The organism is Saccharothrix sp. ALI-22-I, assembly GCF_001984175.1.
In the GTDB taxonomy this organism is placed as follows: Bacteria; Actinomycetota; Actinomycetes; order Mycobacteriales; family Pseudonocardiaceae; genus Actinosynnema.
The window spans coordinates 41,875-57,147 of the sequence record NZ_MTQP01000042.1 but is presented as its reverse complement, the minus strand read 5'-3'; the positions used below and the strand labels follow the sequence as shown (position 1 = coordinate 57,147).

The following is a 15,273-nucleotide window of genomic DNA, read 5'->3' as shown; positions in this document are numbered from 1 at the left end:
GGTCCGCCGCCGGTTGTGAGACTTATTCAGTGCGCATTCTGGGGCTATTTCGCGCGCACCTCGAATTCGTGGCGTGGATCGGGCACGGGTGGCGGACCGATGCCCGGACTCCGGCCGATCTTTTCGTGGCGTCGACCACGGCCCGGCGCTTCAGGCGCAGAAAGGACGCACCTTGTCCGTCGACAGCGACTGCATCCACCGGTGGTTCGAGCGGCAGGTGGGACTGCGTGGCCACGCCGTCGCCGTGGTTTGCGGCACGGATCGGCTCACCTATCGGGAACTGGACCGGCGCGCGAATCGGCTGGCCCACCGCCTGCGCGGGCTTGGCGTGGGACCGGAGACACCGGTCGCGGTGTGTGTGCGGCGGTCGACCCACCTGGTGACGGCCCTGCTCGCGACCCTCAAGGCGGGCGGCTGCTACCTGCCGCTGGACCCCGCGCACCCGGCCGAGCGGCTCGCCGCGATGATCGCCGACGCGGGCGCGACCGTGCTGATCAGCGACGGCACGGTGGAACTGCATGTCGAGCACACCGTCGACCCCGATGTCCACGACGGGCCGGACACGCCGCCCGCCGTCGACGGGTTAGCGCCGGACAGCCTCGCCTACATCATGTACACCAGTGGTTCGACCGGACGGCCGAAGGGCGTGATGGTCGAGCACCGCAACGTGATCGGGCTGCTCACCGCTACCCGCGACCTGTTCGAGTTCGGGCCGAACGACGTCTGGACGATGTTCGCCTCCGCCGCGTTCGACGTCTCGGTCTGGGAAATGTGGGGTGCGCTCCTGCACGGCGGCACGCTGATCGTCGTCCCGGACCGGGTCAAGCGGTCACCTGAGGAGTTCCGCGACCTGCTGCGGGAACACCAGGTCACCGTGCTCAACCAGACCCCGTCGGCGTTCGGCCAACTCGTGGACCTCGACACCACGGGCCTGAACCTGCGGGTGGTCGTCTTCGCGGGCGAAGAGTTGAAGTTCGGGTCGCTGCGGCCGTGGTTCGACCGGCACGGCGACCGGACACCGTTGCTGGTCAACATGTACGGCATCACCGAGACGACGGTGCACTCGACGTTCCGGGTGGTCACCGCCGCCGACGTGGACACCGCGCCCGGCAGCATGATCGGCGGCGCGCTGCCCGGGCAGTCGATCACCCTGGTGGACGGTGAGATCCACGTCGGCGGCTCCGGGGTGACGCGCGGTTACCTCGGTCAGCCGAGGCTCACCGCCGAACGCTACCTGCCCGACCCCGCCCGGCCCGGTATGCGGGTCTACCGCTCCGGCGACACCGCCCGCGCGGTCGGGGACGACCTGCGCTACACCGGGCGGCTCGACCACCAGGTCAAGATCCGGGGTCACCGGATCGAGCTCGGGGAGGTGGAAGCCGCGTTGCGCGGCCACACCGGCGTGAAGGACGCGGTGGTCACCGCCGCGCCCGACCCGTCCGGCGACCGGCGGCTGATCGCCTACTGGGTCGGCGAAACCGCGCCGGACCTGCGCGACCACCTCAAGCACACGCTGCCCGAGTACATGGTGCCCGCCGCGTTCGTGCGGCTGGACCGGTTCCCGTTGACGCCCAACGGAAAGGTCGACCGGCAGGCGCTGCCCGACCCGGACAACGCGCGTCCCGACCTGGCCGAACCGTTCACCGCGCCCGGCACCCCGCTGGAGCAGGCGATCGCGGCCATCTGGGCCGAGGCGCTGTGGGTGGACGAGATCGGCCTGGACGACGATTTCTTCGACCTGGGCGGCCAGTCACTGCTGGCCACCCAGGTCGCCGCGACCATGCGGGAACGGCTCGGGGTGGACGCGTCACTGCGGCTGCTGCTGGACGAGCCGACCATCCGGTTGTGCGCCAAGGCCCTGGAGCGCCGGTCATGAACGACGACCTCGACGGCGTCGCCGTCATCGGGATGAGCGGGCGCTTCCCCGGAGCGCCGGACCTCGACCGGTTCTGGTCGATGCTGGTCGCGGGCGAGGACGGCGTCAGCCGGTACACCGCTGAGGAACTGCTCGCCGCCGGCGTTCCCCAAGACCTGGTCGACGACTCGTCCTACGTCCACAGCGCCCACACGCTGGCCGACTTCGGCCTGTTCGACGCCGAGTTCTTCGGCCTCACCCGGACCGAGGCCGACGTCACCGACCCGCAGCAGCGGCTGCTGCTGGAATGCGCCTGGGAGGCGCTGGAACGCGCCGGACACCCGTCACCGACGGACCGCACCGGCGTGTTCGCGGGCATCTCCGCCGCCACCTACCTGGCGGAACGCCTGGCGGACAACGATTTCGCGCACCCGATGCAGGTCCGGATCGGCAACGATCCGAGCATGGCCGCGACCCGGGTGTCCTACAAGCTCAACCTGTCCGGGCCCAGCATGACGGTGCAGACCGCGTGCTCGTCGTCGCTGGTCGCGGTGCACCTGGCGTGCCAGAGCCTGCTGACGCTGGAGTGCGACTTGGCGGTGGCGGGCGGCGCGGCGATCCGGCTGCTCGGGCCGCGCGGGCACCTGCACGAGGAGGGCGGCATCCACTCCACGGACGGCCGCTGCCGCCCGTTCGACGCGGACGCCACCGGTACCGCGTCCGGTGACGGCGTCGGTGTGGTGGTGCTCAAGCGGCTGGCCGACGCGGTGCGCGACGGTGACCACATCCACGCCGTGGTGCTGGGCTCGGCGGTGAACAACGACGGCTCGAACAAGATCGGCTTCACCGCGCCGTCCACGACCGGGCAGGTGGCCGCGATCGGTGAGGCGCTGGCCGTGGCGGGCGTCGAGCCGGGCATGATCCAGTACATCGAGGCGCACGGCACCGCGACACCGCTGGGTGACCCGATCGAGGCCCGGGCGCTGGCCGAGGTGTTCGGATCACGGGCCGAACCGGGGCTGCTCGGCTCGGTCAAGGGCAACGTCGGTCACCTGGACGCGGCGGCGGGCGTGACCGGGCTGATCAAGGTCGCGTTGGCCTTGGAACACCGGGTTGTGCCGCCCACCGCGCACTTCCGGCGGCCGAACCCCGAGCTCGACGCGGTGCCGTTCCGGGTCAACGCCGAACCCGTGCCGTGGCCCGAGGCCGCGCACCCGCCGTGCGCCGGGATCAGCTCGTTCGGTATCGGCGGCACGAACGCGCACGTGGTGGTGCAGGCCGCGCCCGTGCCGCGAGCCGACCCGCCCAGGCGGCGGTGGCAGGTGTTGCCGGTCTCCGCACGCACCACGACCGCTCTGGACGAGGCGTCCCGGCGGCTGGCGGACCACCTGGCCGGTGACGTGAACCTGGCCGACGCCGCGTACACGCTCCAAGTGGGGCGAGTGGCGTTCAGCCATCGGCGCGCGGTGGTCGCGGACGGTCGGGACACCGCCCTGCGTGCGCTGACCCGTCCGCTGCGGACCGAAGCCGGCGAGCCCTCGGTCGTGTTCCTGCTGCCCGGCCAGGGCAGCCAGTACACCGGCATGGGCGAGGAGCTGTACCGGGACGAGCCGGTGTTCCGCGACGCGCTGGACGAGTGTGCCGCGCTGCTGCGCCCGCACCTGGGCTGGGATGTGCGCGAGGTCGCGTTCCGCGGTGACGACCTGCGGTCCACGCTGCGCACTCAGCCCACCGTGTTCAGCGTCGACTACGCGATGGCCAAGCTGCTGGGATCGTGGGGCGTGCGGCCGGACGCCATGATCGGGCACAGCCTGGGCGAACTCGTCGCCGCGTGCCTGGCCGGGGTGTTCGAGTTGCCCGACGCGCTGCGCGTGGTGGCGACGCGGGCGGTGCTGATGCAGGAGCTGCCGCCCGGCCGGATGCTCGCCGTGCCGCTGGACGAGGCCGCCGCCGACGCCGAGTTGGCCGGTCTGGTGACGGTCGCGACGGTCAATGCGCCGGGCTCGTGCGTGGTCGCGGGCACCGAGGACGCGATCGCCGAGGCACGCGAGCTGTTGACCGGCAAGGGCTTGGTGGTCAAGGACGTGCCGACGTCGCACGCCTTCCACACCGCCATGGTCGACCCGGTCCTGCCGGACCTGGCCAGTGCGCTGCGCAGAGCCGTCCTGGCCAAGCCGCGGCTGCCGTTCGTGTCGAACTTGACCGGGACCTGGATCACCGACGAGCAGGCCGTCGACCCGGAGTACTGGGTGTCGCACACCCGGCAGCCGGTCAGGTTCGCGGACGGCTTGAGCACGATCCTGGCCCGCGGTGACGCCGTGCTGGTCGAGGTCGGACCGGGTGCTGTCCTCAGTGGACTGGCGCGGGCGAACGCCGCGCGTCCCGCCACGGCCGTCACGCTGCGGCGCGGCGAGCCGGAGGCGCGGACGGCGCTGGAGGCCGTCGCGTCGGTCTGGGAGCACGGCGGCAAAGTGGACTGGGCGGCCCTGTACGCGGGCGAACGCCGGTTGCGCGTCCCGCTGCCGACCTACCCCTTCGAACGACGTGAACACCTGGTCACGCCGGTTGCGAAGGCGAGCCGTCGGGCACCGGAGCGGTGGGTGTCGGCTCCCGTGTGGCTACCGTCGCCGCCGAAACGCGCCTCGCTCGAACCCGCCAAGTGGCTCGTGCTCGCCGATGATCTCGGTGTGGCGGACGCGCTCGCCGCAGAACTGCCGGGGGAGGTGACGGTGGTGCCGCCGGGCGGTGACGTGCCGGACGCGCGGCACGACCGCGTGGTGCACGCGCGCAGCATCCGACAAGACCACCAAGCCGACGCGGCGACGCGGTACCGCACGAGCCAGGACGACGGGTTCCACAGCCTGCTGGACGTGGTGCGGAGCCTCGGCTCGGACCCGGTCCGGATCGACGTGCTGACCAACGACCTCCAGGACATCGGCCCGGTCGTCCTGCCCGAACGCGCGACCGCGCTCGGCGCGGCGACCGTGATCGCGCAGGAGTACGCGCACGTGTCGTGCCACTGCGTGGACGTGACCCTGCCCCTGGACGATGACGACCGGCGACGGCTGGTCGATCAACTGCTCACCGAACTCTCCGCCGACCAGAGCGAAGACCAGGTCGCCTATCGCGACGGCAGGCGCTGGACCAGGTCGTACGCCCCGGTCGAGCTGCCGGAGGCCCAACCGTGGCAGGAAGGCGCGACCTACCTGGTGACGGGCTCGGACAGCGAACTCGGCCGGGCGTTCGTGGAGGACATGACGAAGGCCGGCGCGAAGGTGGTCACCGCCGAACCCGAGCACATCGCCGACGTGGCCCGGCAGCACGACGTGCGCGGAGTCGTGCACGCTGCGGACACCAGGGGCTCGGGACTCATCGCCCTCAAGACCCGTGAGCAGGCCGAGAAAGTGCTGTCCGCGCACGTGGCGTCCACGTTGCTGCTGGACGAACTGCTGCCGGACGTGGACTTCGTGCTGCTGTGCGGCTCCACCACCGGCGTCCTGGGCGGCTTCGGGCAGGTGGAGAACTGCGCGTCGGCTGCCTTCCTGGACGCCTTCGCGCCCGCCCGCGGCCGGTTGGTGATCGACTGGGCGCAGTGGTCCTGGGACGACTGGCTCGAACAGCACATGGCCGACCTGCCGGACGTGCGCGAACGGTTCCGCCGACAGCGCGTGGCCGAGGGCATCACGGCCGTCGAAGGTGTCGCGATCGCCCGTGCCGCGCTGGCCGGCGGCCACCACCGGCTGATCGTGTCCACAGTGGACTTCCAGGAGACGTTGGCGGCCAAGGACGGGCTGACCGCGTCCGCCTTCATGGCCTCGCTGAACGACGGCACCGGCGCGGACGCCGACTGGGACCCGGCACAGGTCTGGCCGGACGACGAGGTCGCACGCGGCGTGGCGACGGTCTGGCAGGAGACGCTCGGCGTGGCCCGGATCGACCCGGACGACGATTTCTACGAGCTGGGCGGCAACTCGCTGTTCGCCATCCAGATCGTGTCCCGACTCCGCTCGCTGCACGGCGACCTGCCGATGAGCGCGATCTTCGAGGCGCCGACGGTGACCGGCCTGGCCGCCGCGATCCGGGCGCACCAGGTGGAGTCGATCGGCCTTGACGAGTTCGACGCGCTGCTGCGGGAGATCGAGAACCTGTCCCCGGACGAGGTCGAGGCCCGGCTGAAGGGTGACGGGGATGTCTGACGAACAACGCCTCCGGCAGTTGCAGCAGCGGCTGTCCTCATTGAGCCCGACCCGGCGCGAGGCGCTGGAACGCGCGATGCGGGAGCGGGACGTCAAAGCACCGACCGCGAGGCCGACACCGAAACCGCCCCGGCGCACCCGGCGCGGGTCCAGCACCATGGACTTCAGCCTGTTCTTCTTCTCCGGTGACGGGTCGGTGCAGCGGCCGGACAACTACCGGCTGCTGCTGGACAGCGCCGAGTACGCCGACCGCAACGGCTACTCCGCGATCTGGGTGCCCGAACGGCACTTCGTGGACTTCGGCGGCCTGTACCCGAACCCGTCCGTGCTGGCCGCCGCCATCGCGGTGCGCACCGAGCGCATCCAGATCCGCGCGGGCAGCGTCGCCGTGCCGCTGCACCACCCGGTGCGGCTGGCCGAGGAGTGGTCGGTCGTGGACAACCTGTCCGGCGGACGGGTGGCGATCGCATGCGCGTCCGGCTGGCACCCCGACGACTTCGTGATCGCTCCCGGCGGCAGGGCGCGGTACGCCGCCCGCAAGGACGACATGTTCGACGCGATCGAGCTCGTGCAACGGCTGTGGGCCGGGGAAACGGTCGACGTGGACGGTGTTCCGGTGCGCACTCTGCCCCGGCCGCGCCAGTCCCGGCTGCCGCTGTGGATCTCCTCGCAGGGCAGCGTCGACACCTTCGTCCGGGCCGGTGAGATCGGCGCCAACGTGCTGACCGGCCTGGTCGCACAACGCCCCGCCGACCTGCGGGACAAGATCACCGCGTACCGCGAGGCGTTGAAGGAGGCCGGGCACAGCGACGGCCGGGTCACCGCGATGGTGCACACGTTCCTCGGTGCGGACGAGGACGAGGTGCGCGAGCAGGTCCGCGAACCGCTTATCGGCTACCTGCGGACCTTCCTGGCCCAGCAGGGCAATTTCGACAGCCAGTACAACGAGCTCGACGACGCCGGCCGCGAGGCGATGCTGGCCGCGACCTTCGACCGCTACTTCGAGAGCCTGGCGCTGCTGGGCACGCCGGACAAAGGCGAGTCACTGGTGGAGGACCTGGTCGACCTGGGCGTGGACGAGGCCGCGTGCCTGGTCGACTTCGGCCTCGAACCGGAGACCGTGCTCGCCGGGCTGCGGCAGCTGACCGAGCTCAAGGACCGCTACCGAGGAGCCCGACCGTGACCGAGCTGTCGGACCGGCTGGCCAAGCTCACCCCGGCGCAGCGCGCGTTGCTCGACCAACGCATGCGCCGTGCACCGGCCGTGCCACAAGGGATTGCCCGGCGTGCCCCGGGCCGGACCCACCGCCTCACGCTGGACCAGGAACGGATCTGGCTGATCCACCAGTTCGACCCGACCGACCCGGCGTACAACATTTTTTTCGCCACCCGCCTGCGCGGCGAGCTGGACGCGCCCGCGTTGCAGCGGTCGATCACGGCGTTCGTCCGGCGGCACGAGTCGTTGCGCACCACCTACGAGCTGGCGGACAACCGGCCGGTCGCCGTGGTGCACGACACCATGGACGTCCCGATCCGCCACGTCCACGTGCCCGACGAGCGGGAGGCGCTGCGGCTGGCCGAGGAAGAGATCCGGGTGCCGTTCGACATCGCGGCCGGACCGTTGTTCCGGGTCACGCTCTACCGCGTCGGCGAGCGCGACCACTTGATGGTCGGCACGATCGACCACCTGGTGTGGGACCGGGCGTCACTGGGCATCTTCGCCGACGAGCTGGTCGAGTACTACACCGCGTTCACTACCGGACGTGCCCCGAAGCTGCCCGAACTGCCCATCAGCTACGGCGACTACGCCGAGTGGCAGCCGCGGTGGATCGAGGACGAGGTGGCCAAGCGTCACCTGCCGTACTGGAAGGAGCACCTCGAAGGCGCGGAACTGGTGCTGGAGCTGCCTACTGACCGGCCGCGCCCGCCCGTGCAGACGTTCAACGGTGCGCGCCACCAGTTCCGGCTCACCAGCGCGCTCACCGCCGCCATCCGCGACTTCGCCCGCCGCGAGTCGGTCACGGTCAACGTGGCGCTGCTGGCGGCGTGGCAGCTGCTGCTGCACCGGCTCACCGGGCAGCGCGACATCATCGTGGCCACCACGTCCTCCACCCGCAGCCGCCCGGAGACCGAGCCGCTGATCGGCTACTTCCTCACCATGCTGCCGCTGCGCGTGCGAGTCGAACCGGAGCAGGGGTTCCGCGAGCTGGTCAAGTCCGCCCGCGCCACGATGTACGGCGCGTTCGACTACAACGACATCCCGTTCGGCGTGCTGCTGGACGAGCTGGACGTGGACCGCGATCCCAGCCGCAACCCGATCTACCAGACCACGTTCATCTTCGTGGACTTCCACCACGAGCAGCGCGGCGAGCTGCCCGGCCTGACCCAGGAATCGCTGCTGCTGGACAACCACACCGCCAAGGACGACGTCACGCTCGGCTTCTTCGATGACGAGGCGTTGGGCGGTGACGCGTTCCTCGGGCTGCTGGAGTACAACACCGACCTGTTCGACGAGGCCACCATCGTGCGGATGGCCGGGCAGCTGACCCGGCTGTTGGAGCAGGCCGTGGCCGAACCCGGTCGGCCGATCGGCGAGCTGTCCCTGGTGGACGCCGACCAGGCACGACGGCAGCTCGTGGAGTGGAACCGGACCGACGTCGACCGCGAGCCCGACCTCACCGTCGACGCGCTGGTGCGCCGGCAGGCCGCCCGCACCCCCAGTGCGGTGGCCCTGACCTGCGGTGACCGCGGCCTGACCTACCGGGAACTGGTGGTCGAGGCCGAACGGGTCGCGGGCGTGCTCCAACAGCGGGGCGCGGCACCGGGCGCGGTGGTGGCGGTGTGCCTGCCCAGGTCGTGCGATCTGGTGGTGGTGCTGCTGGGCGTGCTGATGTCCGGCGCGGCCTACCTGCCGCTGGACCCGGACCACCCGGAACGCCGCCGGGCGGAGATGATCGAGGATGCGGGCGCGCTGCTCGTGCTCACCGAACTGCCCGCCGGGACCGCCGACTACCGGGCACCGGACCCCGACAGCGAGCGGCTGGCCTACGTGATCTACACGTCCGGCTCCACCGGGCGGCCCAAGGGCGTCGAAGTACCGCACCGCGGCGTGGTGAACCTGCTGCTCGCCATGGCCGACGAGGTCGGGTTCGGCCCGGACGACGTGCTCGCCGCCGTCACGTCGGTGTCGTTCGACATCGCGGGTCTGGAGCTGTTCGGACCGCTGGCGACCGGCGCCCGGTGCGCGGTGGTGACCAAGGAGCACGCACAGGACGGCCGGGCGCTCGCCGAGCTGCTGAGCGACGTCGGCGCGACCGTCATGCAGGCCACACCCGCCACCTGGCACCTGCTCGTGGAGGCCGGCTGGCGGCACGACGAGACGCTGCGGGCGATCGTCGGCGGCGAGGCGTTGCCGCGCGCGCTGGCCGACCACCTTGCCGTCGGACGCACCTGGAACGTCTACGGGCCCACCGAGACCACCATCTGGTCCACCGCCTGGCGGTTGGCGGAGGGCGTGATCTCGATCGGCACACCACTGGCCAACACGCAGTCGTACGTGCTGGACGAGCGGTTCGCGCCGGTGCCGGTGGGCGTGCCGGGCGAGCTGTACCTGGGCGGCGCGGGCGTGGCCCGCGGCTACCGCAACCGGCCGGCGGGCACGGCTGAGCGGTTCGTGCCCGACCACCTGTCCGGCCGGCCCGGCGCCCGGCTCTACCGCACCGGCGACCGGGTCCGCCAGCGGGCCGACGGCAGCCTGGTGTTCCTGGGCCGCGACGACGGCCAGGTGAAGCTGCGCGGCTACCGGATCGAGCTGGGCGAGGTCGAGGCACGGCTGGCCGACCACCCGGACGTGCGGCGCGCGGTCGCCGTCGTGCGCGAGGACCGGCCGGGTGACCGGCGGCTGGTCGGGTACGTGGAGACGGACAACCCGGAGCTGCGGACGCAGGAGTTGCGCGCGCTCGTGCGCGAGTCGCTGCCGGACTACATGGTGCCGTCCGCCGTCGTCCCGGTGGCGCGGTTCCCGCTGACGACCAGCGGCAAGGTGGACCGGCGTGCGTTGCCCAAGCCGTCCGCCGAACGGCGCGAGGACTACGTGGCGCCGCGTGATCCGGTGGAGCTGGAGGTGACGCGGGTCTGGGAGGAGGTGCTGGGCACCGGGCCGATCGGCCTGCACGACCGGTTCTTCGACCTGGGCGGCCACTCGCTGCTGGTGCTACGGCTGATCGCGGAGATCGAGCGCCGGTTCGAGCAGGTGCTGCCGATGGCCGCGATCTTCCAGGGCGCCACCGTGGAGCGGTTCGCGCGGATGCTGCGCGAGGGTTACCACGAGGAAGTCCGGGCGCACCTGATCGAGTTGCGGGCCGGTGAGCCCGACGTGCCGCCGCTGTTCTTCGCCCACCCGGCGGGCAGTGAGGTGGTCTGCTACATGCCGTTCACCAAGCTTCTGGAGCCGGCCGAGCGGCCGCTGTACGCGCTGGCGTCACCGCCGCCGGTGGACGGCCGGTCGCCGTTCGCGACCTTCGAGGAACGTGCCCGCGCCTACGCCGACCTGGTCCGAGAGGTGCAGCCCACCGGGCCGTACACGCTGGCCGGCTGGTGCTACGGCGGCTCGAACGCCTACGAGATCGGCCGGGTGCTGGAGGAACAGGGCGAAGAGGTGTCGGTCGTGCTGATCGAGTCGCACCCGCCCGACCTGGAGGACGGCCCCGAACCCGACCGCGCGGAGATCGTCGAAGCCGTGGCGGCCAACCTGCAATGGGACTACCTCGACGGCAGGCGCACGCTCGACGACCTGCGGGCCATGAGCGACGAAGAGCACCTGGACTACCTGCTCGCGGTGGCCCGCGCGGGCGACTACCTGCCGCCGGACGCGGGCCGCGAGCAGATGCGGACCGTGCTGGAGCTGTGGGTGGCGAACCTGCGGCTGCTGTGGGCCTACCGGCCCGGGCCTCTGCGCGGCAAGGTGACCCTGATCCACGCGGCCGACGAGTCGCGCGAACCGTTCCGCACCTGGCATTCACTGGCCACACACCTGGACGTGCGCGAGGCGCCCGGAAACCACTACACCATGATCCGGCCACCGCTGGTGGAGTCGTTGACGGCACTGCTGCACGAGGTGGCCTCGAATGCTTGAACTGCTCAAGGACAGCACCTACATCCGCTACTGGTTCGCGGTGGTGGCGTCGTTCCTCGGTGACGCGATGGCCCGGATCACGTTGATCTACGTCGCCGCGACGCTCACCGACGCGCCCGCCGCGCTGATCGCGCTGGTGATCATCGCGCAGCTGCTGCCGACCGGCGTGCTGGGCGTGTTCGCCGGTCCGCTCACCGACCGGCTGCCCAAGCGGGTGCTGCTGGTGGGGTCCGACCTGGCCCGGGTGGTGATCGTGCTGGCCATGATCCCGGCTCTGGGCTCGTCCTGGCTGCTGCTGACGCTGATCTTCCTGGAAGGTCTGGGCAAGACGTTCTTCGAGACCGCGCGGATCGCCGCCATCCCGGCGATCGTGGGCAACCACAGCATCCCGTCGGCGGTGGCGCTGTTCCAGAGCACCAACCACACCCTCAACCTGGTCGGCCCGGCGCTGGGCGGCCTGCTGATCGCGCTGGGCAGCGTGCCCGCCGTGCTGGTGATCAACGCGGCTACGTTCGCGGTCTCGGCGGTGCTGCTGGGCAGCATGGGCGTGCTGAAGAAGGTGCCTGTTTCGGCTGGGGAGCCTCAGCGGTACTGGGCCGCGCTGCGCGAAGGGCTGCGTGAGGTGCTGCGGGTGCCGACGCTGCGGTTCCTGTTCGCGTTCCTGGTGCCCATGATGATCGTGCTCGGCCTGTTCACCACCAACTTCAACGCCCAGCTGCTGACCGTGTTCGGCCTGCCGCCCGCCGAGTACGGGCTCGCGCACGCGTTGTTCGGCGGCGGCGCGGTGCTCGGCGCGCTGCTGGGACCGATGATGGTCCGCAAATATCCGGTGCGCGGGCTGCTGCTGGTCACGGTGGCGTTGTTCGGGCTGTCGCTGGCGGCGCTCGCGCCCACGGAATGGCTGCGCGGCCAGCTCGGGTTCACGTCGGTGGTCGTCTGGTGCCTGCTGGCCGGGCTCGGGTCCAGCCTGTTCCAGGTGCCGATCGCGAACACCGTGCTGCGCGACCTGCCCGAGGTGCTGCGCGGTCGCGGCGTCGGGCTGCTCAACTCGGTGATGATCACCAGCATGGTCGTCGGGGTGGCCCTGGGCGGGCTGACCGCGTCGTGGCCGGGCATCGCCGACTCCATCGTCTACGCGGGCCTGGCGTTGCTGGTGTGCGCCCTGGTGTTCGCGATCCCCGTCCGCCGAGCGACCCGCGTGGAGGCGACCAGTGAGCTCTGACCGGTTCCCCTTGTCGCCCGCCGCGCAGCGGCTCTGGACGCTGTCGCGCATCCGACCGGGCGACCCGTTCTTCAACCACCCGTTCGCGGTCGACATCGACGGCCCGCTGGACGTCGGGCTGCTCGGCCGGTGCCTGACCGGGATCATCCGGCGGCACGAGCCGTTGCGGTCCCGCGTCGAGGACGGCGCTCACGTGGTCGAACCGGTCGTGCCGATCGAGCTGTCCGCGGTGGACGGCGACGAGGAGACCGGGCACCGGTTCGGGCAGGAGCCGTTCGACCTGGCCGCCGCGCCGCCGTTCCGGGTCCTGTTGCTGCGACTGGGGCCGAACCGGCACCGGCTCGTGGTGAACGTCCACCACATCGCCATCGACGGCCTGTCGCTGGGCGTGTTCATGGCCGAGCTGGTCGCGCTGTACGGCGGTGAGGCGCTGCCGGACCTGCCGGTGCGGTTCGGCGAACTGCCGCCCGCCGGTGACGACCGCGACTACTGGACCCGTCGGCTGGCGGGCGCCCCGGTCGTCATCGACCTGCCCACCACCGGGCCGCGGCCGATGGCCACCGACCACCGGGCGGCCCGCCGCACCCGGCTGATCCCGGCCGACGTGCTGGACCGCATCCGGCAGGTCGGGCGGCGCGGGCGGGCCACGACGTACATGGCGCTCAAGGCCGCCTGTGACGTCGTGCTGGCCCACTACGGCAACGACGACGTGCTGATGGGCATGGCGTTGTCCGGACGGGACAGCTCAGCGCACACGGGGCTCATCGGGTACCTGGTCAAGCCGGTGGTGCTGCGCACCGAACTCGGCGACGACCCCACGTTCACCGACGTGCTGCGCCGCGTGCGCAACGATGTGCTGGACGCGCACGAGCACCCGGACCTGCCGCTGGAGGACGTGCTGGCGAAGCTCGCCGTGGTGCGCGACCCCAGCTACCACCCGCTGTTCCAGGTGATGTTCAGCCACGACCTGGAGGCCGCGCCGCAGGTCGTCGGCGAGGCCGCGTTCACCCGGCGGGACATGCGGCTGGACAGCATGAAGGTCGAGCTGAGCATCGGGCTGGTCGAGACCGCACAGGGGTTGGAGGCGGTGTTCGACTACCGGCAGGACTTGTTCGAGGAGTCCACTGTCGACTCGATGCTGGAGCGGCTGGAGGTCGTGCTCCGGCACGTGGGGGAGAACCCCGACCTCCGGGTGTCGGAGCTGCGGGCGGCCGGTGTCGACCAGCGGACGGTCTTGGACGCGCCGCTGGAGCGATGTGTGCACGAGCTGTTCGCGCAACAGGTCGCGGAACGGCCGGACGCGATAGCGGTGGACGCCGACCAGCGGTGGACCTACCGCGAGTTGGCCGAGGTCGTGGCCGGTGTCGCCGGGCGGCTGAGCGAGTTCGGCGTGAAGCCGGAGGCGCGGGTCGGGGTGTGTGTGGCGAAGTCCGCCGCGCTGCCCGCCGTCGTGCTCGGTGTGTTGACGGCGGGTGGGGTGTGCGTGCCGCTGGACCCGGCGTTGCCCGCGCACCTGTTGCGGGCCATGGCGGAGGAGTACGACCTGGCGGTCGTGCTGGCCGACGAACGGGCCGAGCCGGTGTTCGCGTCGTCGCCGATGCCCGTGCTGCGGCTGGAGCCGTGGCCCGCCCGCGAGGTCACGTCCGCCGTGGCGCCGGCTGATGCGGCGTTCGTGCTGCACACCGCTGGTGACGACCCCCAAGCGGTCGTCATCGGGCACCGGGCGTTCGCGAACTCCCTGCGCTGGAAAGACATCACGTCGTGGCCGATGTCCGGGTCGCTCGCCGGGGCGGCGACGATGTTCGAGATCCTGGCGCCCCTGGCCAACGGCGGCACGCTCGGCCCCGGCTCCGCCCTGTTCGACACCCCGGCGTCGATCGCCGAACTGCACGTCGCCGGACGGCTGCCGGACTCCGTGCGCACGATCGTCACGACCGGCGCGGAACCGCCCGCGTCACTGCGCGAAGCCCTGTCGGACCGCGAGTTCATCGACCTCTACGCCACCGCAGAGACCTCCGTCGCCCTCGTGAACGGCCGGCCACTGCCCGGGGTGCGGGCGTACGTGCTGGACGACCGGTTGCGCCCGATCCCGCCCGGTGCGGTCGGCGAGCTGCACATCGGCGGACACCATCTCGCGCACGGCTACCTCGACCAGCCCGACGAGACCGCCGAACGGTTCCGGCCCGACCCGTTCGACCCGGACGGGCGGATCTTCGCCACAGGCGACCTCGCCCGACGCTCACCGGACGGCACCCTGCGCGTGCTCCGGCGCGTCGGCAGGGTCGACCTGGACGCCGTCGAGTCGACCCTGCTCACCCACCCGGCCGTGCGGCGGGCGTGTGCGCTCGACAGCGAGAACGCGGTGGCCGTCGTGCGACAAGGGATGTCCGCGACCGGCCTGCGTGACTGGCTGGCCGAACGGCTGCCGCACTACACGGTCCCGTCACGCGTGCAGGCCGTCGACACCCTGCCCGTGCTGCCCAGCGGCCGACCGGACCGCGCCGGCATCCTGCGCCTGCTGGCGGAGACACCGGACCAGGCCGGTGAGGAACTGCCGCTCACCGACGCCGAGCAGACCATCACCCGCGCGTGGACCGCCGTCCTCGGCCGCACGGTCGGCGCGCAGGAGAACTTCTTCGACGCGGGCGGTAACTCGCTGCTGCTCGTGCGGCTGTGCGAGCAGCTGAGGGTGGCGTTCGACCGGCAGATCAGCGTGATCGACCTGTTCCGGCACCCGACCGTGCGCGCGATGGCCGCACACATCACCGGCGCGCCCCTGGAGACCGCGCCGGACGCCGCCGAACGGGGGAGGGCACGGCAGGAGGCGCTGCGGGCGCGGGGGAAGGCCGGGCAACACCGGTAACGCG

6 protein-coding genes are annotated in these 15,273 nt (G+C 71.6%); all 6 read left to right on the top strand.

Going from position 1 to position 15,273, the window contains the following annotated elements:
* Positions 1 to 172 precede the first annotated feature (172 nt).
* The 6 genes from ALI22I_RS06255 to ALI22I_RS06230 are packed head-to-tail and all read left to right on the top strand — an operon-like array spanning position 173 to position 15,269.
* The gene (locus ALI22I_RS06255) at positions 173 to 1,876 is read left to right on the top strand and encodes an amino acid adenylation domain-containing protein (RefSeq protein ID WP_077004558.1); all 1,704 of its coding nucleotides are present in this window, start codon (positions 173 to 175) and stop codon (positions 1,874 to 1,876) included.
* Positions 1,873 to 6,051 (top strand): type I polyketide synthase, encoded by a 4,179-nt coding sequence (locus ALI22I_RS06250; protein ID WP_077004557.1) that lies wholly within the window; start codon positions 1,873 to 1,875, stop codon positions 6,049 to 6,051. The genes ALI22I_RS06255 and ALI22I_RS06250 overlap by 4 nt, the downstream gene beginning before the upstream one ends.
* Positions 6,044 to 7,234, top strand: coding sequence for a MupA/Atu3671 family FMN-dependent luciferase-like monooxygenase (locus ALI22I_RS06245; protein WP_077004556.1), 1,191 nt, complete (start codon positions 6,044 to 6,046; stop codon positions 7,232 to 7,234). Before ALI22I_RS06250 ends, ALI22I_RS06245 begins: the two co-directional genes overlap by 8 nt.
* Entirely contained in the window at positions 7,231 to 11,184 is a 3,954-nt protein-coding gene (locus ALI22I_RS06240) for a non-ribosomal peptide synthetase (protein WP_077004555.1), read from the top strand. Before ALI22I_RS06245 ends, ALI22I_RS06240 begins: the two co-directional genes overlap by 4 nt.
* Positions 11,177 to 12,406: an MFS transporter gene (locus tag ALI22I_RS06235; protein WP_077004554.1), complete on the top strand. Its 1,230-nt coding sequence runs from the start codon at positions 11,177 to 11,179 to the stop codon at positions 12,404 to 12,406. The genes ALI22I_RS06240 and ALI22I_RS06235 overlap by 8 nt, the downstream gene beginning before the upstream one ends.
* Positions 12,396 to 15,269 (top strand): non-ribosomal peptide synthetase, encoded by a 2,874-nt coding sequence (locus ALI22I_RS06230; protein ID WP_077004553.1) that lies wholly within the window; start codon positions 12,396 to 12,398, stop codon positions 15,267 to 15,269. Before ALI22I_RS06235 ends, ALI22I_RS06230 begins: the two co-directional genes overlap by 11 nt.
* Positions 15,270 to 15,273 lie beyond the last annotated feature (4 nt).